The following is a 19,497-nucleotide window of genomic DNA, read 5'->3' on the forward strand; positions in this document are numbered from 1 at the left end:
GCCAACTCAGTGGGAGGATGCGATGACACGCCAACAGCGGCGCGATTCGAACGTTTCACGACGAACGCTCGTCCAGGGACTTGCGGTTGCTGCGGCAGCCACCGCCACAGGCGCCGGCAGCGCGCTGGCCCAGAATGCGCCGGCGCCGGTGAGCCCGCCGACGACGATCACCAGCCCGCCGCGCGACTTCAGTCCGCGCGGCGCGCCGACCACCTATTTCTGGGATCCCGACGTCATCGCGGTCGATCCGTCCTTCAACGATCTCGCCCAGCCGAACACCTCGATCACGCGTCTCTACACCGGCACGTTGTGGGCGGAAGGACCGGCGTGGAGCGCGCAGGGCCGCTATCTGGTCTGGAGCGACATTCCGAACAACCGGCAGATGCGCTGGTCGGAGGATGACGGCCACGTCAGCGTGTTCCGGATGCCCTCGAACTACTCGAATGGCAATTCGTTCGACTTCCAGGGCCGTCAGCTGTCCTGCGAGCATCTCACTCGCCGCGTGACGCGCTATGAGAACGACGGCACCGCGACCGTGCTCGCCGACAGCTACAACGGCAAGAAGCTGAACTCGCCGAACGATGTCGCAGCCCATCCCGACGGCAGCTACTGGTTCACCGATCCGCCCTATGGCGGCCAGCTGTATGAGGGCGAGCCCGACGCGGGCGGCGGCCCGGGCAATCCGGCCGGCAAGCTCAATCCGCGGATCGGCCAGCCGGCAGGTTTCGTGCCGGCCAAGCGCGAACTGCCGACCAACTGCTATCGGATCGATCCGTCCGGCCGCGTCGACCTCGTGGTGAGCGAAGACCAGGTGCCGGATCCGAACGGCATCTGCTTCTCGCCCGACTACAAGAAGCTCTACGTGGTCTCGACCGGCAAGGGCCCGGGCGACAGCGGTCCGGGCGGCAAGGGCGACGTGTGGGTGTTCGATGTCGGTGCCGACAACAAGGTGTCGAACGGCAAGCGGTTCAGCGACTTCATGATCGACGGCGTGAAGTGCGGACCGGATGGCATCCGCTGCGACGTCAACGGCAACGTCTGGTGCTCGAGCAATGCCGGCCGCGCGGTCGGTTACAATGGCGCGACGTGCTGGTCACCGGAAGGCAAGCTGCTCGGCCGCATGCGCCTGCCGGAGGTCTGCGGCAACATCACCTTCGGCGGCCCCAAGCGCAACCGCCTGTTCATGGCCTCAAGCCAGTCGCTCTACGCGGTCTATCTGGCGACGCAGGGCGCCGGGCCGGCCTGACCTTCTTTCACCTCTCCCCAGCGGGGAGAGGTCGATTTGCGCAGCAAATCGGGTGAGGGGGTGCTGCTCTTACGAGAGACCGTAACCCCTCACTCGGCGCTTCGCGCCGACCTCTCCCAAAGGAGAGGTGAACTTCCGCTGCCGCCCTAGCGCCATTCCCCGCTACCCGATTGTCGCACCTCATGTTTCGGAACTGAACGCGCGGCGTGCCGTTAACAAACGGCGCGTCCACCGCGTCAATTTCGCTTTATTTGCAAGGCGAAGTGTTCACCGGTGACCGGCACTTTCCGATAAGATCAGCCCGCATTCGCCGCCGATTCATGAGGACCACCATGAGCTTCCGCCGCGACTATCTGACGAAACCCATTTTCTCCTGGGCGCGTGGCGTGCTGCCGACGATGTCGGACACCGAGCGCGAGGCGCTGGAGGCCGGCGACGTCTGGTGGGATGCCGATCTCTTCACCGGCAATCCGGACTGGGCGAAATTCCTGGCCTACGCACCGGCCAAGCTGACCGACGAGGAGCACGCCTTCCTGCACGGTCCGGTCGACGAGCTCTGTACGATGCTCGACGAGTGGAAGATCAATTGGGAATGGCGCGATTTGCCGCCCGAAGTCTGGGACTTCGTCAAGCGCCACAAATTCTTCGGCATGATCATCCCGAAGCAATTCGGCGGCCTCGGCTTCTCGCCCTATGCGCATTCCGAAGTGGTGCGCAAGATCTCCTCGCGTTCGCTGACCGCGGCCGTCACCGTGATGGTGCCGAACTCGCTCGGGCCGGGCGAGCTGTTGATGCGCTTCGGCACCAAGGAGCAGCAGGAGCGATGGCTGCCGCGGCTCGCCGACGGCCGCGATATCCCGTGCTTCGGCCTGACCAGCCCGGAGGCCGGCTCGGATGCCGCCTCGATGATCGACACCGGCATCATCTGCAAGGGCACGTTCGAGGGCCGCGAGGTGATTGGCCTGAAGCTGAACTGGCACAAGCGCTACATCACGCTCGGCCCCGTCGCGACGCTGCTCGGGCTTGCGTTCAAGGCTTACGATCCCGATCATCTCGTCGGCAATCAAGACGAGCTCGGTATCACGGTGGCGCTGATCCCGACGCACTTGCCCGGCGTCTCGATCGGCCATCGCCATCTGCCGGCGATGCAGGTGTTCCAGAACGGCCCGAACTGGGGCAAGGACGTCTTCATCCCGCTCGACTACATCATCGGCGGCCAAGAGCGCCTCGGAAAGGGTTGGAAGATGCTGATGACGGCGCTCGCCGCGGGCCGCGGCATCTCGCTGCCGTCGCTCTCGGCGGCCGGTGCCGCCTATGCGGCGCGCACCACCGGCGCCTATGCCCGGATCCGCGAGCAGTTCGGCATCTCGATTTCCAAGTTCGAGGGCATCGAGGAGCCGCTGGCCCGCATCACGGGCACTGCCTATCTGCTCGACGCCGCGCGGCGGCTGACCTGCGCCGCGCTGAACGAGGGGCATCATCCCGCCGTCATCTCCGGGATCATGAAGCTGCACGCCACCGAGCGGATGCGGATCGCGATCGATGACGCCATGGACATCCATGGCGGCAAGGCCGTAATCGACGGGCCGCAGAATTATCTCGGCGGTCTGTATCGTTCGGTGCCGGTCGGCATCACGGTCGAGGGCGCCAACATCCTGACCCGCAACCTGATCGTGTTCGGGCAGGGCGCGATCCGTGCGCATCCGTATCTGCTTCAGGAGATGAACGCGCTCGGCGAGACCGATCGCGACAAGGGCCTCACCGCCTTCGACACCGCGTTCTGGAAGCATGTCGGCCACAGCTTTGCGACCATGTTCCGCGCCTGGGGCCGCAGCTGGAGCTTCGGCCTGTTCGCGCCGGCGCCGGATGCCGGCGATGCGACGCAATTCTATCGCCAGCTCTCGCGCTATTCGTCGGCATTTGCGCTGTGCGCCGACATGGCGCTGCTCACGCTCGGCGGCGCGCTGAAGCGCAAGGAGATGTTGTCCGCCCGCTTCGGCGACATCCTGTCCGAATTGTATCTGCTCTCTGCCGCGCTGAAGCGCTGGCAGGACGAGGGCCGGCAGGAGCAGGATCTGCCTGCGCTCGAATGGTGCATGGCGACTGGCTTCAGGACCATCCAGAACCGGTTTGCGGAAATCCTGGCCAATCTGCCCAACCGCTTTGTCGCGATCATCCTGAAATTCCTGATCCAGCCGTTTGGGGCGCGCGTGGTCGGCCCGTCCGACCGCGTCGTGCATCAATGCGCGCAGCTCGTTCTGTCGCCTTCGGCGGCGCGCGACCGCCTGACATCAGATCTCGCCTTTGTCGAGGACGACGGCGGTATCGCGCGGCTGGAGAAGGCCTTCCGCCTCGTCACCGAGGCCGAGGACGCCGCCAAGCAGATGCGCGCGGCGCGCATTCACGACTGGAAAGAGGCAGTCAAGAAGGGCGTCATCACCGAGAGCGACGGGGAAAAGCTCGCCGCCGCGCATGAAGCCGTCACAAAAGTCATCGAGGTCGATGATTTTGCGCCGGAGGCGCTGTCCCCGATTTACAAGAAATCCGCCGACGTGCATCAGTTCTTCCAGGAGCTTGGTGAGCAGAGGGCGGCGGGCTGATGACGCGACCAGTCTTTATCGTCGACGGCAGCCGGACGCCGTTCCTGAAGGCGCGCTCCGGTCCCGGCCCGTTCACGCCGGTCGATCTTGCTGTGCAATGCGGCCGGCCGCTGCTGGCGCGCCAGCCGTTCGCGCCCACCGCCTTCGACCAGGTGATCCTCGGCTGCGTCAACGTGATCGCCGACGAGATGAACCCGGCGCGGGTCGCGGCCCTTCGGCTCGGCATGGGCGAGCAGATGGTCGCGTTCACGGTGCAGATCAATTGCGGCTCCGGCATGCAGTCGATCGATACCGGCTACCGCTACATCCGCGAGGGAAACTCGGAGCTGATCCTTGCCGGCGGCGCCGAGGCCTTGAGCCACGCGCCGTTGGTCTGGCCCAATTCCGGCGTGCGCTGGTTTGCCGGCCTTGCCGGCGCCAAGGGCATCGGTGCCAAGATCGCTGCGGCGCTTAAGATCAAGCCGAGCTATCTCAAGCCGATCATCGGGCTCGAGCGTGGGCTGACCGATCCGATCACCGAGCTCAACATGGGGCAGACCGCCGAAAAGGTCGGCCATCTCTTCGGCATCACCCGCGCGCAATCCGATGCCTACGCCGCCGAAAGCCACCAGCGCCTCGCGCGTGCCCAGAAGGAAGGTTACCTCAAAGGCGAGGTCGAGACCTCATTCGTGCGTGACGGAAAATTCTACGACCATGATGACGGCGTCCGCCCGGACTCGTCACCGGAGACCTTGGCAAAATTGAAGCCGGTGTTCGAACGCCCGTGGGGCCAGGTCACCGCCGGCAATTCCTCGCAGATCACCGACGGCGCCTCCTGGGTGATCCTCGCGTCCGAAAATGCCGTGGCGAAACACGGGCTGACGCCGAAGGCCGTCATCCTCGACAGCCAATGGTCGGCGCTCGATCCCTCGATCATGGGACTCGGCCCGGTGCTGTCGGCGAGTGCGCTTTTGAAGCGCAACGGCATGACCTTGCAGGACGTCGAGACCTGGGAATTGAACGAGGCCTTCGCCACCCAGGTGCTCGGTTGCCTCGCCGCCTGGAACGATGAAAAATTCTGTCGCGAGATTCTCGGGCTCGACGGCGCGGCCGGTGAAATCGACCGCGCAAAGCTCAACGTCGATGGTGGCGCGATCAGCCTCGGCCATCCGGTAGGCTGCAGCGGCAACCGCATCGTGCTGCATCTGGTCAATGCGATGAAGCGGCTCGGCACCAGGCGCGGCGTCGCCACCGAATGCATCGGTGGCGGCCAGGGCGGCGCGATGTTGATTGAGACGGTGTGATCATGGATTCACGGATCATGGACGTTCTCGCCGACCGCGTGCTGGAGCTCGGGCCCAGGCCGGTTGCGGAAAACCCCTACAAGAATTTCAAGCTGACGCGTGACGACGACGGCATCGCCTGGCTGCTGTTCGATCGCGCCGGTGCCAGCGCCAACACGCTGTCCGCCGACCTGCTCGAAGAGCTCGATACGATCGTCGCCGCGCTGGAAAGCCAGCGGCCGGCAGGCCTCGTGATCCGCTCGGCCAAGACAAGCGGCTTCATCGCCGGCGCCGACGTCAACGAATTCCGCGGCGCCAGCGATCCCAGCACGGTCGAGACCGCGATCGGCCGCGCCCATGCGGTGATCGACCGGCTCGAGGCGCTGCGGGTGCCGTCGCTCGCGGTGATCCACGGCTTCTGTCTCGGCGGCGGGCTCGAGGTCGCGCTGGCCTGCCAGATGCGGATCGCGATCGACGATGCGCGGTTCGGCTTCCCCGAGGTGATGCTCGGCCTGCATCCCGGTCTCGGCGGCACGGTGCGTTTCACCGAGCTGGTCAACCCGATGCAGGCGATGACCCTGATGCTGACCGGCAAGACCATCGACGCGCGCCGCGCCAAATCGCTCGGCCTGGTCGACGCCGTCACCCAGGAGCGCCACGTCCGCAATGCGGTGAAGGACGCGGTGTTCGGCCGCCTCAAGCGCGCCCGCCCGGGTCCGCTCAACAAGCTGCTCAATTTCACGCCGGTCCGCGGCTTCCTCGCATCCCGCATGCGCAGCGAAGCCGGGAAGGCCGCGCCGCACGCGCATTATCCCGCGCCTTACGCGCTGATCGATCTCTGGGAGAAGCATGCCGGGGACCGCGCGGCGATGCTGAACGCGGAGAAGGCCTCGTTCGCCAGGCTGATGGTCACGCCGACCGCGCAAAACCTGATCCGCGTCTTCTTCCTGCGCGAGCAGATGAAGAAGGTGGCGGGAAGCGGCAACAAGGTACGGCACGTCCATGTCATCGGCGCCGGCGCGATGGGCGGCGATATCGCGGCCTGGTGCGCCAACCAGGACATGCGCGTCACCCTGGCCGACATGAAGGCCGAGCCGATCGCCGGCGCGATGAAGCGTGCGTCGGACCTGTTCGGCAAGATCATGCGCAAGAAGATCGACCAGCGCGATGCGCTCGATCGGCTGGTGCCTGACATGGAGGGTGAGGGCGTCCGCAACGCCGATCTGATCATCGAGGCGGTGCCGGAGAAGCTCGAGCTGAAGCAGAAGGTCTATGCCGGCCTCGAGCCGAAGATGAAGCCGGGCGCGATCCTCGCCACCAACACGTCGAGCATTCCGCTGCAGGATCTGCGCACCACGCTGCAACGGCCGGAGCGGCTGCTCGGCCTGCACTTCTTCAACCCGGTGTCGAGGCTGCAACTGGTCGAGGTCGTCAACCATGACGGCACCGACGCCGGCATGCTGAAGGAGGCGCTCGCCTTCGTCGGCGCCATCGACCGTTTGCCGCTACCGGTGAAGAGCTCGCCGGGCTTCCTCGTCAATCGCGCGCTGACGCCCTACATGCTGGAGGCGATGGTGATGCTGGACGAGAAGACCGACCAGCGCCTGATCGACGCCGCCGCCGTCGAGTTCGGCATGCCGATGGGCCCGATCGAGCTCGCCGACCAGGTCGGCCTCGATATCTGCCTCGATGTCGGCGACATGCTGCGCTCGAAGTTCGGCGACATGCTGCCGCCGACACCTGCTTGGCTGCGCGAAAAGGTCGCCAAAGGCGAGCTCGGCCGCAAGACCGGCAAGGGCTTTTACACCTGGAAGGACGGCAAGGCGGAGAAATCGCCGCTGCCGGAGACCGGCCCCAAGGTGAACGACCAGATGATCGACCGCCTGGTGCTGCCGATCTCGAATGTCTGCGTCGCCGCCTTGCGCGAGGGCATCGTCGACGATCCCGATATGGTCGACGGCGCGATGATCTTCGGCACCGGCTACGCCCCGTTCCGTGGCGGCCCGCTCAATTATGCGCGCAGCCGCGGCGTCGACAATGTGGTGTCGACCTTGCGCGCGCTGATGCATAAATTCGGCGGACGATTTGCACCGGATACCGGCTGGGAGACTTTTAAGTGACCGATCCGCAAGTGACCGATCAGCAAGCGACCGACACACAAGCGACCGGCGCGCATGCCCACGCGCCGCTCTCCACCGATACCGAACCGAAGGGCGATCTCTGCATCCGCACCCTGGCGATGCCGGCTGACACCAACGCCAATGGCGACATCTTCGGCGGCTGGCTGCTCAGCCAGATGGATGTCGGCGGCGGCGTGTTCGCTTCCAAGCTCGCGAAGTCGCGCACCGTCACGGTTGCGATCGAGGCGATGAACTTCCGCAAGGCCGTCTATGTCGGCGATCTCGTCTCGGTCCACGCCAACCTGGTGCGCATGGGCCGCACCTCGATGACGGTGCATCTCGAAGCCTGGGTGCTGCGTCGTCGCGCCCAGCAGGCGATCCTGGTCACCGACGGTAATTTCACCTATGTCTCGATCGACGACCACGGCCAGCCGCAGCCGATCCAGCGCGACGGTGTGACGATCGCGACATGACGTATTTCTCGTCATCACCGGGACAAGCCCGGTGATGACGGCGTTCTTTGCCGCATGCGATCCGAGGAACAAACAGCCTGCGATCCTGTTGTCGGCCCGGAATTAAACCGAGGCCGACAATGTCTGACAGTTACGTGATCGAAGTGAGTTCGCAGACCGCGGGTATCGTGGTCCGCGATATCAGAGGTTATCAATTCTTTGCTGCGTCGCACCGTTTTGCCCGCCTTGAAGGACAGATTTTTCGCAACGCCCGTGAGGCCGAACGCGCCGCACGCCGGCTGCTCACCGGTGACACCCTGCAGATGGCGTCGTAGCCTGCGGAAGGAGGTGGTCCGCCATTTGCGGACGCCCCGATAGGTCTGTATTGATGCATCCGGGTTCAGGGAAACATTGCTCGGATGCTGCAAGGACAAGGCAAGGCGTTGCTGTTCGACATTGACGGCACGCTGGCTGACACGGATCCCATTCATCTCGCCGCGTTCAACCGGGTGCTCGGTCCTCACGGACATGCGTTCGACCACGCCCGCTTTGGCAGGGAATTGCAAGGCTTCTCCAACGCCTCGATCGGCGAGCGCTTTCTGGCCCACGAGCCGCTGGCGCGCCGCGCCCTCATCCTCGGTGAGAAAGAGCGGTTCTTCCGCGAATTGGTCAGCGGCCAGATCAAGCCGGTGCCGGGATTGCTGGCGCTGCTGGACCGAGCCGACCGGGCCGGTGTGCCGATGGTCGCGGTGACCAACGCGCCGCGCCCGAATGCCGAGCTGCTGCTCTCGGGCCTTGGCATTGCTCATCGCTTCAAGGCGGTCGTGATCGGCGACGAGCTCGCGCATGGCAAGCCGCATCCATTGCCCTATCTGGAGGGATTGCGCGTTGCCGGTGCCTCCGCGGCCAACGCGGTGGCATTCGAGGATTCGCGTTCCGGCGTTCAGTCCGCCACCGCCGCGGGCATCGCGACGGTCGGAATGCGGACCGGCCTAAGCCACGACGATCTCGTCGCAGCTGGCGCCATCGCCAGCGCCCGGGCGTTCGACGATCCCGAACTGATCGGGCTGGTCGCATCGATCATGGCGTGGTGAGCGCGCGAGGTTGCTGCGGCGCGGTGCCGTGCCGCGAAGCACGTTGACCTCATTCCCGAACGGTCGCACCATGGGGGAATCGCCGCTTCCAGGGGGCCGCTGTGGCCGGACTGTCCAATCGCCAGACTGAAATCCTCAACATTGCACGCGCGTTCGGCCGGGTCATGGTGGAAGACCTTGCCAAGCGCTTCGAGGTCTCGGCGCAAACCATCCGCAAGGACCTCAACGATCTCTGCGACCAGCGCTCGCTGACCCGCATCCATGGCGGCGCGATCATCGCCTCCGGCGTCGAGAACCTCGCCTATGAGGCGCGCCGCTTCGTCGCCGCCGACGAGAAGAAGGCGATCGGCGCCGCGGCTGCCGCGCGAATCCCGAACGGCTGCTCGCTGTTCATCAACATCGGTACCACGACCGAGGAAGTCGCGAGCGCGCTGACCTCGCATGAGGATCTGCTGGTCATCACCAACAACCTCAACGTCGCGATGCTGCTCTACCGCCATCCGCGCATCGAGGTGGTGGTCGCCGGCGGCACGGTGCGGCGCGCCGACGGTGCCGTGGTCGGTTCGACCGCGACGCAGCTGATCGGCCAGTTCAAGGTCGACTACGCCATCATCGGCGCATCCGCGATCGATGAGGAGGGCGCCTTGCTCGACTTCGATTATCGCGAGGTGCAGGTCGCGCAGGCGATCATCGCCAATGCGCGCAACGTCATGCTGGTGTCGGACGCCACCAAACTCCGCCGCAGCGCGCCGGTGCGGATCGCCCATATGAGCCAGATCCAGACCTTCATCACCGATTCGCCGCTGCCGGCCGGCCTCGCCAACATCTGCCACTCGCGCGGCATCGAAGTCGTCGTGGCGATGGACAAGCCGCAAGGCGACATCGACGACACCGGCCCCGAGCCCGCGCCGGTCACGCTGCGCAGCGCGTAGCGCCGGTACGTTTCCACGTCGTCGGTTGTCGTCGCCCGGCTTGACCGGGCGATCCGGTATTCCAGAAACGCTTGTGCTTGAGCCGAGGAGCCGCGGCGTACTGGATGCCCCGCTTGAAGCGGGGCATGACAGCTCAGTGAAATGAAGCTGCGCGTTCGACGCTCTAACCGTCCCCCTCCAAGCAAACTCCCAAAAATCCCTCCGAAGTTCCCCATTTTCGGTTTGCTTTCGTTTTTGCTTGTGATCTAATGCAATCCGAAAGTAAAAACCGCCGAAGCGAAGGCGGTTGCCGGGGGAAGCGTTCTTTGGATCGAATTTACGACCTCGCCATCATCGGAGGCGGCGTTAATGGCTGCGGCATCGCGCGTGATGCGGCGGGCCGGGGCAACTCTGTTTTCCTGTGCGAAATGAATGATTTGGCGAGCGGGACGTCGTCCTGGTCGACCAAGCTCGTGCACGGCGGTCTGCGCTATCTCGAATATTACGAGTTCCGTCTGGTGCGCGAGGCGCTGATCGAGCGCGAGATCCTCTGGCAGATCGCGCCCCACATCATCCGCCCCTTGCGATTCGTGTTGCCGCACCACGCCGGCCTGCGTCCGGCCTGGCTGCTGCGGCTCGGCCTCTTCCTCTACGACCATATCGGCGGCCGCCATCTGCTGCCGGCGACGCGTTCGGTCGATCTCACCACCGACGTGGTCGGCAAGCCCCTGATCGCGGGCCGCTACAGCAAGGGCTTTGAATATTCCGACTGCTTCGTCGACGACGCGCGGCTGGTCGCGCTGACCGCGCGCGATGCAGCCGATCGCGGCGCCGAAATCCGGACCCGCACCCGCGCGGTCGAGCTCAGACAGGTCGACGGCATCTGGCACGTCACGGTCGAGGACCGCGCCAGCGGCGCGCGCGAGACGATCAAGTCCCGCGCGCTGGTCAATGCCGGCGGTCCCTGGGTCGAGCAGGTGCTGGCGTCGGGCTCCGGCGTCAATTCGCGCGCCAAGGTGCGGCTGGTGCAGGGCTCGCACATCGTGGTCAAGAAGCTCTACGACCACGACCGCGCCTACATCTTCCAGAACGCCGACGGCCGCATCATCTTCGTCATTCCCTACCAGGACGACTTCACCCTGATCGGCACCACCGATCGCGACTATGACGGCGACCCGGCCAAGGTGAAGGCGACGCAGGAAGAGATCAACTATCTCTGCACCTCCGCGAGCGAGTACCTTGCCAAGCCGATCAAGCCCGAGGACGTGGTTTGGGATTATTCCGGCGTGCGTCCGCTCTATGACGACGGCGCGAGCGACGCCAAGGCCGCCACCCGCGACTATGTGTTCGAGCTCGATACGCCCGGCGGCGCGCCGCTGCTGTCGATCTATGGCGGCAAGATCACGACCTATCGCCGCCTTTCCGAGGAGGCGCTGGAGCGGCTGTCGCCTTATCTTCGCAGCGCCAAGGCAAAAGAGGGCTGGACCGGCAAGGCGCCGCTGCCCGGCGGCGACATGGATGTATCCGCAGTGCCGGCGCTGACCGCCGAGTTGATGCGCAGCTATCCTTTCCTCGCGGAGCCGCACGCCAGCCGTCTCGCGCATGCCTACGGCACGCGCGCTGCCAAATTGCTGGGCAATGCAGCATCCGCTGCCGATCTCGGCCGTTCCTTCGGCGCCACCTTGACGGAGAGCGAAGTCAGGTACCTGATGGCCAACGAATGGGCTGAGAGCGCGGAAGACGTCGTCTGGCGCCGATCCAAGCTCGGCCTGCGGATGACGGCGAGTGAAATCGCCGCGCTCGACGAGTGGATGGCCGCCAACCGCGTCTCAGGTGAACGTCCCCTTCGCGAAGCCGGAGGACGGACATGAGCGTCGCGCTGCAGAACGTCACCCGCACCGTGGATGGTATTCCAACCATTCGCGACGTGTCGCTGACCCTTGAACGCGGCACGCTCAGCGTGCTGCTAGGGCCGACGCTGTCGGGCAAGACCTCGATCATGCGGCTGCTCGCCGGTCTCGATAAGCCGGCATCAGGTCGCGTGCTGGTCGACGGCAAGGACGTCACCGGCTTCGACGTGCGCCAGCGCTCGGTCGCGATGGTCTATCAGCAGTTCATCAACTACCCCTCGCTGACGGTCTACGAGAACATCGCCTCGCCCTTGCGGGTGCAGGGCAAGCCGCGTGCCGAGATCGAGCAGCGCGTTGCGGAAGCCGCCCGCCTGTTGCGGCTCGAACCCTTCCTGAAGCGCACGCCGCTGCAGCTTTCCGGCGGCCAGCAGCAGCGCACCGCGATCGCGCGCGCGCTGGTCAAGGGCGCCGACCTCGTGCTGCTCGACGAGCCGCTCGCCAATCTCGACTACAAGCTGCGCGAGGAGCTGCGCGCCGAATTGCCGCGCATCTTCGAAGCGTCGGGTGCGATCTTCGTCTATGCCACGACCGAGCCGTCGGAGGCGCTGCTGCTCGGCGGCAAAACGGTCTGCATGTGGGAAGGCCAGGCCTTGCAGATGGGCGAGACGCCGAAGGTCTATCGCCATCCGGACACGCTGCGCGTCGCGCAGGTGTTCTCCGATCCGCCGCTCAACATCATCGGCATCGAGAAGAAGGGCGGGCAGGTGACCTATGCCGGCGGCGAGCAGGCGCAGGCCAGCGGCCTCTACGCCAATGTCCCCGACGGCAGCTACCGCGTCGGCTTCCGCGCCCACCAGCTCGAGGTCGGTAGCACCACGGCCGGCCGCCACAAATTCTCCGCTACCGTGACGGTGACCGAGATCACCGGCTCGGAGAGTTTCGTGCATCTCCACGTCCACGAGTCCAACTGGGTCGCGGTGCTGCACGGCGTGCACGAATACGAGCCCGGGCAGGTGCTCGACGCCGCGCTCGATCCCGACAACATTTTCGTGTTCGACGCGGCCGATCGCCTCGTCGCCTCACCCGCAACAGCGTTTTCAAACTGAGGGAGATGCTTCATGGCCCGCATTGACCTCGTCGACCTCGCACAGTCCTACAGCGGCAACGACGCGCCGCTGGAATCCTTCGCGCTGAAGCCGGTCACCATGACCTGGCGGCAGGGCGGCGCCTACGCGCTACTCGGCCCCTCCGGCTGCGGCAAGACCACGCTGCTCAATCTGATCTCCGGCATCGTGACGCCGTCGCGCGGCAAGATCCTGTTCGACGGCCAGGACATCACGCCGCTGTCGACGCAGAAGCGCAATATCGCGCAGGTGTTCCAGTTCCCGGTCATCTACGACACCATGACGGTGGGCGAGAACCTGGCCTTCCCGCTCAAGAACCGCGGCGTCGCGAAGGCCGAAGTCGATGCGCGGGTCAAGCAGATCGCCGATCTGCTCGATCTCACGCCCTATCTCAACCGCAAGGCGACGCGGCTCACCGCGGATGCCAAGCAGAAGATCTCGCTCGGCCGCGGCCTGGTGCGCAACGATGTCGCCGCCGTGCTGTTCGACGAGCCGCTGACGGTGATCGATCCCGAGTTGAAATGGCAGCTGCGTTCGAAATTGAAGGCGCTGCATCGCGAGCTCGATCTCACGATGATCTACGTCACCCATGACCAGACCGAGGCGCTGACCTTCGCCGATACCGTCGTCGTGATGCATGACGGCCGCGTGGTGCAGAGCGGCACGCCGGCGGAGCTGTTCGACAAGCCGGCGCACACCTTCGTCGGCTATTTCATCGGTTCGCCCGGCATGAACATCCTGCCCGCCGCGGTCTCCGGCCGCGAGGCGCGGATCGACGGCCATGTCATCGGCCTGCGCCGCAACTACGGCGTCCTGCCGGCCGGCAAGAAGATCGAGATCGGCGTGCGGCCGGAATTCGTCGATGTCGCGGCGCCGGCATCGGACCTGCTGTCGGCCGCGATCGAGCGGATCGACGATCTCGGCCGCATCCAGTTCGCACGCGTCCGCGTCGGCGACGTCAAGTTCGCCGCCCGCGTGCCGCCGGGCTTCTCGGTCTCCGGTGACACCGCGGGGCTCGTTTTCGATCCGGCGCATGTCCACGTCTACGCCGACAGCCAATTGGTCGAGGGGGTCGCCTGATGGAAAAGACCGTCAACCAGAAAGCCTGGTTCCTGGTGCTGCCGGTGTTCCTGGTGGTGGCGTTCTCCGCGATCCTGCCGCTGATGACCGTCGTGAACTATTCGATGCAGGACACCTTCGGCAACAACCAGTTCTTCTGGAACGGCGTCGGCTGGTTCAAGGAATTGCTCGATCCGTCGACCGATCTCGGCGGCCGCTTCCTGGCCTCGCTCGGCCGCAACCTGTTCTTCTCGGCCGTGATCCTCGCAATCGAGGTGCCGCTTGGCATCGTCATCGCATTGTCGATGCCGCGCGAGGGCTGGAGCGTCGCGGCCTGCCTCGTGATCCTGGCGCTGCCGCTTCTGATTCCGTGGAACGTGGTCGGCACCATCTGGCAGATCTTCGGCCGGCCCGACATCGGCCTGCTCGGCTATGTCCTGAACAGCATCGGCATCAACTACAATTACGTGTCCAACGAGGTCGACGCCTGGGTCACCGTCATCGTGATGGACGTCTGGCACTGGACCAGCCTGGTTGCACTGCTCTGCTACGCCGGCCTGAAGTCGATCCCGGACGCCTACTACCAGGCGGCGCAGATCGACGGTGCGTCGCGCTGGGCGGTGTTCAAGGCGATCCAGTTGCCGAAGATGCACCGCGTGCTGCTGATCGCCGTGCTGCTGCGCTTCATGGACAGCTTCATGATCTACACCGAGCCGTTCGTCGTCACCGGCGGCGGCCCCGGCAACTCGACCACCTTTATCTCGATCGAGCTGGTCAAGATCGCGCTCGGCCAGTTCGACCTCGGCAAGGCGGCGGCGCTGTCGCTGGTCTACAACCTCATCATCCTGATCGTGTGCTGGGTGTTCTACACCGTGATGACCAATGCCGGTGCCGAGCGCCCGGCCAAGGAAGGAGCGGCCGCATGACGCACTCGATCCCCGGCCGCCGCCTCATCATGGCGCTGTTTTTGATCTTCCTGCTGTTGCCGATCTACTGGCTCGTCAACATGAGCTTCAAGACCAATACCGAGATCGTCACGTCGATGACGCTGTGGCCGCATACGCCGACCTTGCAGCACTACAAGCGCATCTTCACCGACGAGAGCTGGTATTCGGGCTACATCAATTCGCTCGAATACGTCGTCATCAACACCGTGATCTCGATCGCGGTCGCGCTGCCGGCGGCCTATGCGTTCTCGCGCTACCGCTTCCTCGGCGACAAGCATCTGTTCTTCTGGCTGCTGTCGAACCGCATGGCGCCGGCTGCGGTCTATGCACTGCCGTTCTTCAATCTCTACTCGGCGATCGGCCTGTTCGATACGCCGTGGGCTGTCGCGCTGGCGCACTGCATCTTCAACGTGCCGCTGGCGGTGTGGATCCTCGAGGGCTTCGTCTCCGGCGTGCCGCGCGAGATCGACGAGACCGCGTTCCTCGACGGCTATTCGTTTCCGCGCTTCTTCGTCAAGATCCTGGTGCCCTTGATCGCGAGCGGCATCGGCGTCGCCGCGTTCTTCTGCTTCATGTTCTCCTGGGTCGAGCTGCTGCTGGCGCGGACGCTGACTTCGGTCGCGGCCAAGCCGATCTCGGCGGTGATGACGCGCACGGTGTCGGCCGCCGGCATGGACTGGGGCCTGCTCTCGGCCGCCGGCGTGCTCACCATCATTCCGGGCGCGCTCGTGATCTGGTTCGTCCGCAACTACATCGCGCGCGGTTTTGCGCTCGGCCGGGTCTAGAGGAGGTTTCCATGGACAGCATTGCATGGATGGCCTGGACACCGCCGACCGCGATCTTCTTCGTGCTGCTCGCCTGCACGCTCGGCGTGATGACCTGGCTCGGCGCCGCCTATCCCGAGGCCGAGCGCGTCGGCGTGTTGCGCATTCCGACCACGCGCGGGGATCGTTTGTTCATTTCGCTGGTGCTTGCCGCCGTCATCCATCTGGTGTGGATCGGCGTCGTCGGCACCGACCCGATCATTTCGCTGCCGATCGGGGAGAACACCTACGACATTACGAGCCTGTGGCTCGCAACACTGATTTCGCTTGCTTCAGCCGTGGTGATCTTTCGCACCGTCTGAGCAGGTCGAAGAAGAGCAGATCCGGGGTCTACCCGGGCCTGGGGTACTTAGTTTGTCGCTGCAACCGGAGGAATCACCATGCGACACTTGAGAAAGACCAAGGATAGTCTTCTGACGATGACCAGCGCGCTCGCGCTCGTCGCGGCGTCGGTTGCTATCGCCGCGCCGGCGCGCGCGGACGAGGCCGCCGCCAAGAAGTGGATCGACGGCGGCGAATTCCAGCCGTCGACCCTCTCCAAGGACGACCAGATGAAGGAAATGGAGTGGTTTATCAAGGCCGCTGCACCCTTCAAGGGCATGGAGATCAACATCGTCTCCGAAACCCTGACGACGCATGAATATGAATCCCGCACGCTCGCCAAGGCGTTCGAGGAGATCACCGGCATCAAGGTGAAGCACGACGTCATCCAGGAAGGCGACGTCGTCGAGAAGATCCAGACCCAGATGCAGTCCGGCAAGAACGTCTATGACGGCTGGATCAACGACTCCGACTTCATCGGCACCCACTTCCGCTACGGCCAGGCGGTCGACCTGACGGAGTGGATGAAGGGCGAAGGCAAGGACGTCACCGACCCGATGCTCGACGTCGACGACTTCATCGGCAAGTCGTTCACGACCGCGCCGAACGGCCACCTCTACCAGCTGCCCGACCAGCAGTTCGCCAACCTCTATTGGTTCCGCTACGACTGGTTCACCAACCCCGACTATAAGGCCAAGTTCAAGGCCAAGTACGGCTACGAGCTCGGCGTGCCCGTGAACTGGTCGGCCTATGAGGACATCGCTGATTTCTTCACCAACGACATCAAGGAAATCAACGGCGTCAAGGTCTACGGCCATATGGATTATGGCAAGAAGGATCCCTCGCTCGGCTGGCGTTTCACCGACGCCTGGCTGTCGATGGCCGGCAACGGCGACAAGGGCATCCCGAACGGCCTGCCGGTCGACGAATGGGGCATCCGCATGGAAGGCTGCCGTCCGGTCGGCTCGTCGGTCGAGCGCGGCGGCGACGTCAACGGCCCGGCGGCGGTCTACTCGATCGTCAAGTACCTCGACTGGATGAAGAAGTATGCTCCGCCGCAGGCGCAGGGCATGACCTTCTCCGAATCGGGCCCGGTGCCCTCGCAGGGCAACATCGCCCAGCAGATCTTCTGGTACACCGCCTTCACCGCCGACATGGTGAAGCCCGGCTTGCCGGTGATGAACGCGGACGGTACGCCGAAGTGGCGTATGGCCCCGTCGCCGCACGGCTCGTACTGGAAGGACGGCATGAAACTCGGCTACCAGGATGTGGGCTCGCTCACGCTCCTGAAGTCGACCCCGGTCGACCGCCGCAAGGCGGCCTGGCTCTATCAGCAGTTCATCGTCTCCAAGACGGTCAGCTTGAAGAAGAGCCATGTCGGTCTCACCTTCATCCGTGAATCCGACATCTGGGACAAGTCGTTCACCGAGCGTGCGCCGAAGCTCGGCGGCCTGATCGAGTTCTACCGTTCGCCCGCGCGCGTGCAGTGGACCCCGACCGGCAACAACGTGCCCGACTATCCGAAGCTCGCGCAGCTCTGGTGGCAGAACATCGGCGACGCGTCGTCCGGTGCGAAGACGCCGCAGCAGGCGATGGATGCGCTCGCAGCCGCGCAGGACTCGGTGATGGAGCGTCTCGAGAAGTCGGGCGTGCAGGGTGCCTGCGGTCCGAAGCTCAACCCGAAGAAGACCGCCGAGTACTGGTACGACAAGTCGGCGAAGGACGGCAACATCGCGCCGCAGCGCAAGCTCGCCAACGAGAAGCCGAAGGGCGAAACCATCGACTACGACACCCTGATCAAGTCGTGGCCGGCCTCGCCCCCGAAGCGCGCAGAGGCGAAGTAAGGCTCTGTTGCCTACGCCTTCCAAGAAGTGAGAAAGGCCGGGAGCAATCCCGGCCTTTTTCGTCATTGCGAGCGCAGCGAAGCAATCCAAATCTCCATTTGCGGCTTTGTGGATTGCTTCGCTCCGCTCGCAATGACGGCTATCATCGATGCAATGTCGGCCGTCTCCGGCCGGGGAGTTCGCCATGCGCATGACGTTCCGTTGCGACCCAAAGCTTGCCGATCATCTGCTGCGGCCCACTCCGGCGCGCAGCGCGCTGCCCGACTGGTTGCGCGCGATGCCGGCAAAGGCGCATTCCGAGATCCACGGCCGCGACATCCGCACCGTCAAGCAATGCCCGCCCTTCGTCGATGCGATGGCCCATGGCGTGATGATCCCGCTGCCCTGCGATATCAGGGTGGAGCGCGGCGCGTTCGCCTGGGACTGGGAGATTCCGGAACCTGCGACAGAGGGCCATCCGCGCGCGCCGCTCAGCTTCCACCCGGCGGCGCAATTCGAAGGCGCGCCGTTCGCCAACGGGCAGGCCGCGCTCAAGTTCAACAGTTTCTGGACCATCGAGCTCGAGCCAGGCTGGTCGCTGTTTGCGACCCATCCGGTCAATCGCGACGATCTGCCGTTCCGGCTGATCTCGGGACTGGTCGATGCCGACCGGTTTCATGATGGCGGCATCAATTTCCCCGCGGTCTGGACCGAGCCGGAGTTTTCCGGCGTGCTGCCGAAGGGCACGCCGGTCGCGCAATGCTTTGCGGTGCCGCGCGAGGCCCCCGAATTGGTGTTCGAGGCCTTCGACGCCGCGCACCAGCAATCCTATGCGAAGGTCGTCGGCGAGGTGCTCGCCGCGCCGAACGTCTACCGCAAGCACTTTCGCGCCAGGCGCGGCCGGCTAACCAGCTAGCTTCTTGCGCAGCGCGGCCTCGTCGAGCCAGAGCCGGCCGTGCGAGGCCGAGGTCAGCGCCATCGCGATCGATCCGAACAGCTGCGGGCGCAGGGCATAGGCTGTCGCGAATGCGCCCATCGCGGCGTCGGCATCGCCGGCCTCCTGCAACGCGATGCCGAGATTGAGCGCGGCCTCGGCATGATCGGGCTTGAGCGAAAGCGCCTTGCGATAGGCGTGTGCGGCGCCGACATGGTCGCGCAGATCCTGCCGCGCCGCGCCGAGATCGAACCAGACCGAGGCCGGCGCATCGCCGGCGGTGGCGCGCGCCAGCAGGGCCACGGCGCCGGCGAGATCGCCGTCCTCGAAGGCCAGCCGGCCGAGCCGCGCGGCGGCTTCCTGATGCTGGGGGATGACCTTGAGGATGGCCTCCCAGGCCTCGCGCGCCTCCGCCGTCTGGCCGGCCAGATCGAGCGTGCGCGCCTTCTCGATGAACGCATCGCGCTGCGGCTTCAGCGCCAGCGCGCGGTCGAGATGCATCAGCGCCGCGCCGAAATCCTGCGCGCTGCGCGCGATGCGCCCGGCAAGCAGCCGCGCCGCGGCATTGTCGGGACGTCGTGCCAGGCTGGCCTCGATATGAGCCCGGGCCGGCGCGGTCTCGCCTTTGGCAAACAGCACGGCAGCCAACAGATGGCTCAGCATCGGCTCGCCGGGTTGTCGCTTCAATCCCCGCTGGCAGAGCTCGATCGCGTCGTCGTGCTGGCCGGCGTTGAACGCCGCGGTCGCGCGGCGAACGATCTCCTCGGCATTGTCCTTGCTCATTCCGTCCGCGACCGTCTCAGGCTGGCTTGATGCGCCACACGCTATGCGGCGTTCGCCGCGATGGCCAGCTTTCACGGCGCGATCAGCCCCGGCTTGACTCGGCCGGGCGGTAAATTCATTATCAGCATAATGCAATTGAAGTAATCG

General features: G+C 65.1%; 17 protein-coding genes. 16 read left to right on the top strand and 1 reads right to left on the bottom strand.

Annotated features, from left to right (window positions below):
• Positions 1-22 precede the first annotated feature (22 nt).
• The 16 genes from IC762_RS08360 (at position 23) to IC762_RS08435 (ending at position 18,549) form a co-directional block, all read left to right on the top strand.
• On the top strand, positions 23-1,246 hold the full coding sequence (locus IC762_RS08360) for an SMP-30/gluconolactonase/LRE family protein (RefSeq protein ID WP_195788337.1): 1,224 nt from the start codon (positions 23-25) through the stop codon (positions 1,244-1,246).
• Positions 1,247-1,578: 332 nt separating this feature from the next.
• A complete protein-coding gene (locus IC762_RS08365) occupies positions 1,579-3,846 on the top strand; it encodes an acyl-CoA dehydrogenase (RefSeq protein ID WP_195788338.1) in 2,268 nt (755 codons plus the stop codon).
• Entirely contained in the window at positions 3,846-5,129 is a 1,284-nt protein-coding gene (locus tag IC762_RS08370; RefSeq protein WP_195788339.1) for an acetyl-CoA C-acetyltransferase, read from the top strand. The genes IC762_RS08365 and IC762_RS08370 overlap by 1 nt, the downstream gene beginning before the upstream one ends.
• 2 nt (positions 5,130-5,131) lie before the next feature.
• On the top strand, positions 5,132-7,228 hold the full coding sequence (locus IC762_RS08375) for a 3-hydroxyacyl-CoA dehydrogenase NAD-binding domain-containing protein (RefSeq protein WP_195788340.1): 2,097 nt from the start codon (positions 5,132-5,134) through the stop codon (positions 7,226-7,228).
• A gap of 11 nt (positions 7,229-7,239) precedes the next feature.
• Entirely contained in the window at positions 7,240-7,701 is a 462-nt protein-coding gene (locus tag IC762_RS08380) for an acyl-CoA thioesterase (RefSeq protein ID WP_433995900.1), read from the top strand.
• A gap of 119 nt (positions 7,702-7,820) precedes the next feature.
• Positions 7,821-8,015, top strand: a complete 195-nt coding sequence (locus IC762_RS08385) for a hypothetical protein (RefSeq protein ID WP_195788341.1) — start codon at positions 7,821-7,823, stop codon at positions 8,013-8,015.
• Between the two features lie 84 nt (positions 8,016-8,099).
• Positions 8,100-8,774 carry an HAD family hydrolase gene (locus tag IC762_RS08390; RefSeq protein ID WP_195788342.1) on the top strand — a complete coding sequence of 225 codons (675 nt, stop codon included), beginning with the start codon at positions 8,100-8,102 and terminating at the stop codon, positions 8,772-8,774.
• Between the two features lie 101 nt (positions 8,775-8,875).
• Entirely contained in the window at positions 8,876-9,706 is an 831-nt protein-coding gene (locus IC762_RS08395; RefSeq protein WP_195788343.1) for a DeoR/GlpR family DNA-binding transcription regulator, read from the top strand.
• Positions 9,707-9,954: 248 nt separating this feature from the next.
• A complete protein-coding gene (glpD, locus tag IC762_RS08400; protein ID WP_195788344.1) occupies positions 9,955-11,556 on the top strand; it encodes a glycerol-3-phosphate dehydrogenase in 1,602 nt (533 codons plus the stop codon).
• Positions 11,553-12,641, top strand: coding sequence for an ABC transporter ATP-binding protein (locus tag IC762_RS08405; protein WP_195788345.1), 1,089 nt, complete (start codon positions 11,553-11,555; stop codon positions 12,639-12,641). Before glpD ends, IC762_RS08405 begins: the two co-directional genes overlap by 4 nt.
• 12 nt (positions 12,642-12,653) lie before the next feature.
• On the top strand, positions 12,654-13,739 hold the full coding sequence (locus tag IC762_RS08410) for an ABC transporter ATP-binding protein (RefSeq protein WP_195788346.1): 1,086 nt from the start codon (positions 12,654-12,656) through the stop codon (positions 13,737-13,739).
• Positions 13,739-14,644 carry a carbohydrate ABC transporter permease gene (locus IC762_RS08415; protein ID WP_195788347.1) on the top strand — a complete coding sequence of 302 codons (906 nt, stop codon included), beginning with the start codon at positions 13,739-13,741 and terminating at the stop codon, positions 14,642-14,644. Before IC762_RS08410 ends, IC762_RS08415 begins: the two co-directional genes overlap by 1 nt.
• The gene (locus tag IC762_RS08420) at positions 14,641-15,450 is read left to right on the top strand and encodes a carbohydrate ABC transporter permease (RefSeq protein WP_195788348.1); all 810 of its coding nucleotides are present in this window, start codon (positions 14,641-14,643) and stop codon (positions 15,448-15,450) included. The genes IC762_RS08415 and IC762_RS08420 overlap by 4 nt, the downstream gene beginning before the upstream one ends.
• An 11-nt stretch (positions 15,451-15,461) precedes the next feature.
• Complete coding sequence (locus IC762_RS08425; RefSeq protein ID WP_195788349.1) at positions 15,462-15,791, top strand: DUF2160 domain-containing protein; 330 nt, start codon at positions 15,462-15,464, stop codon at positions 15,789-15,791.
• Between the two features lie 117 nt (positions 15,792-15,908).
• Positions 15,909-17,654, top strand: coding sequence for an ABC transporter substrate-binding protein (locus IC762_RS08430; protein WP_195790051.1), 1,746 nt, complete (start codon positions 15,909-15,911; stop codon positions 17,652-17,654).
• A 184-nt stretch (positions 17,655-17,838) separates the two neighbouring features.
• Positions 17,839-18,549 carry a hypothetical protein gene (locus tag IC762_RS08435; protein WP_195788350.1) on the top strand — a complete coding sequence of 237 codons (711 nt, stop codon included), beginning with the start codon at positions 17,839-17,841 and terminating at the stop codon, positions 18,547-18,549.
• On the opposite strand, the gene IC762_RS08440 is transcribed toward IC762_RS08435, so the two are convergent.
• Positions 18,538-19,350 (bottom strand): tetratricopeptide repeat protein, encoded by an 813-nt coding sequence (locus tag IC762_RS08440; protein ID WP_195788351.1) that lies wholly within the window; start codon positions 19,348-19,350, stop codon positions 18,538-18,540. The genes IC762_RS08435 and IC762_RS08440 overlap by 12 nt on opposite strands.
• Positions 19,351-19,497: the final 147 nt, after the last annotated feature.

It is taken from the genome of Bradyrhizobium genosp. L (genome assembly GCF_015624485.1).
Taxonomy (GTDB): Bacteria; Pseudomonadota; Alphaproteobacteria; order Rhizobiales; family Xanthobacteraceae; genus Bradyrhizobium.

Excerpts from the sequence above, each read along its gene's own strand:
- IC762_RS08360 (WP_195788337.1), top strand. The coding sequence starts at position 23 with ATGACACGCCAACAGCGGCGCGATTCGAACGTTTCACGACGAACGCTC.
- IC762_RS08365 (WP_195788338.1), top strand. The coding sequence starts at position 1,579 with ATGAGCTTCCGCCGCGACTATCTGACGAAACCCATTTTCTCCTGGGCG.
- IC762_RS08370 (WP_195788339.1), top strand. The coding sequence starts at position 3,846 with ATGACGCGACCAGTCTTTATCGTCGACGGCAGCCGGACGCCGTTCCTG.
- IC762_RS08375 (WP_195788340.1), top strand. The coding sequence starts at position 5,132 with ATGGATTCACGGATCATGGACGTTCTCGCCGACCGCGTGCTGGAGCTC.
- IC762_RS08385 (WP_195788341.1), top strand. The coding sequence starts at position 7,821 with ATGTCTGACAGTTACGTGATCGAAGTGAGTTCGCAGACCGCGGGTATC.
- IC762_RS08390 (WP_195788342.1), top strand. The coding sequence starts at position 8,100 with ATGCTGCAAGGACAAGGCAAGGCGTTGCTGTTCGACATTGACGGCACG.
- glpD (WP_195788344.1), top strand. The coding sequence starts at position 9,955 with ATGCAATCCGAAAGTAAAAACCGCCGAAGCGAAGGCGGTTGCCGGGGG.
- IC762_RS08405 (WP_195788345.1), top strand. The coding sequence starts at position 11,553 with ATGAGCGTCGCGCTGCAGAACGTCACCCGCACCGTGGATGGTATTCCA.
- IC762_RS08410 (WP_195788346.1), top strand. The coding sequence starts at position 12,654 with ATGGCCCGCATTGACCTCGTCGACCTCGCACAGTCCTACAGCGGCAAC.
- IC762_RS08415 (WP_195788347.1), top strand. The coding sequence starts at position 13,739 with ATGGAAAAGACCGTCAACCAGAAAGCCTGGTTCCTGGTGCTGCCGGTG.
- IC762_RS08420 (WP_195788348.1), top strand. The coding sequence starts at position 14,641 with ATGACGCACTCGATCCCCGGCCGCCGCCTCATCATGGCGCTGTTTTTG.
- IC762_RS08425 (WP_195788349.1), top strand. The coding sequence starts at position 15,462 with ATGGACAGCATTGCATGGATGGCCTGGACACCGCCGACCGCGATCTTC.
- IC762_RS08430 (WP_195790051.1), top strand. The coding sequence starts at position 15,909 with ATGACCAGCGCGCTCGCGCTCGTCGCGGCGTCGGTTGCTATCGCCGCG.
- IC762_RS08435 (WP_195788350.1), top strand. The coding sequence starts at position 17,839 with ATGCGCATGACGTTCCGTTGCGACCCAAAGCTTGCCGATCATCTGCTG.
- IC762_RS08440 (WP_195788351.1), bottom strand. The coding sequence starts at position 19,350 with ATGAGCAAGGACAATGCCGAGGAGATCGTTCGCCGCGCGACCGCGGCG.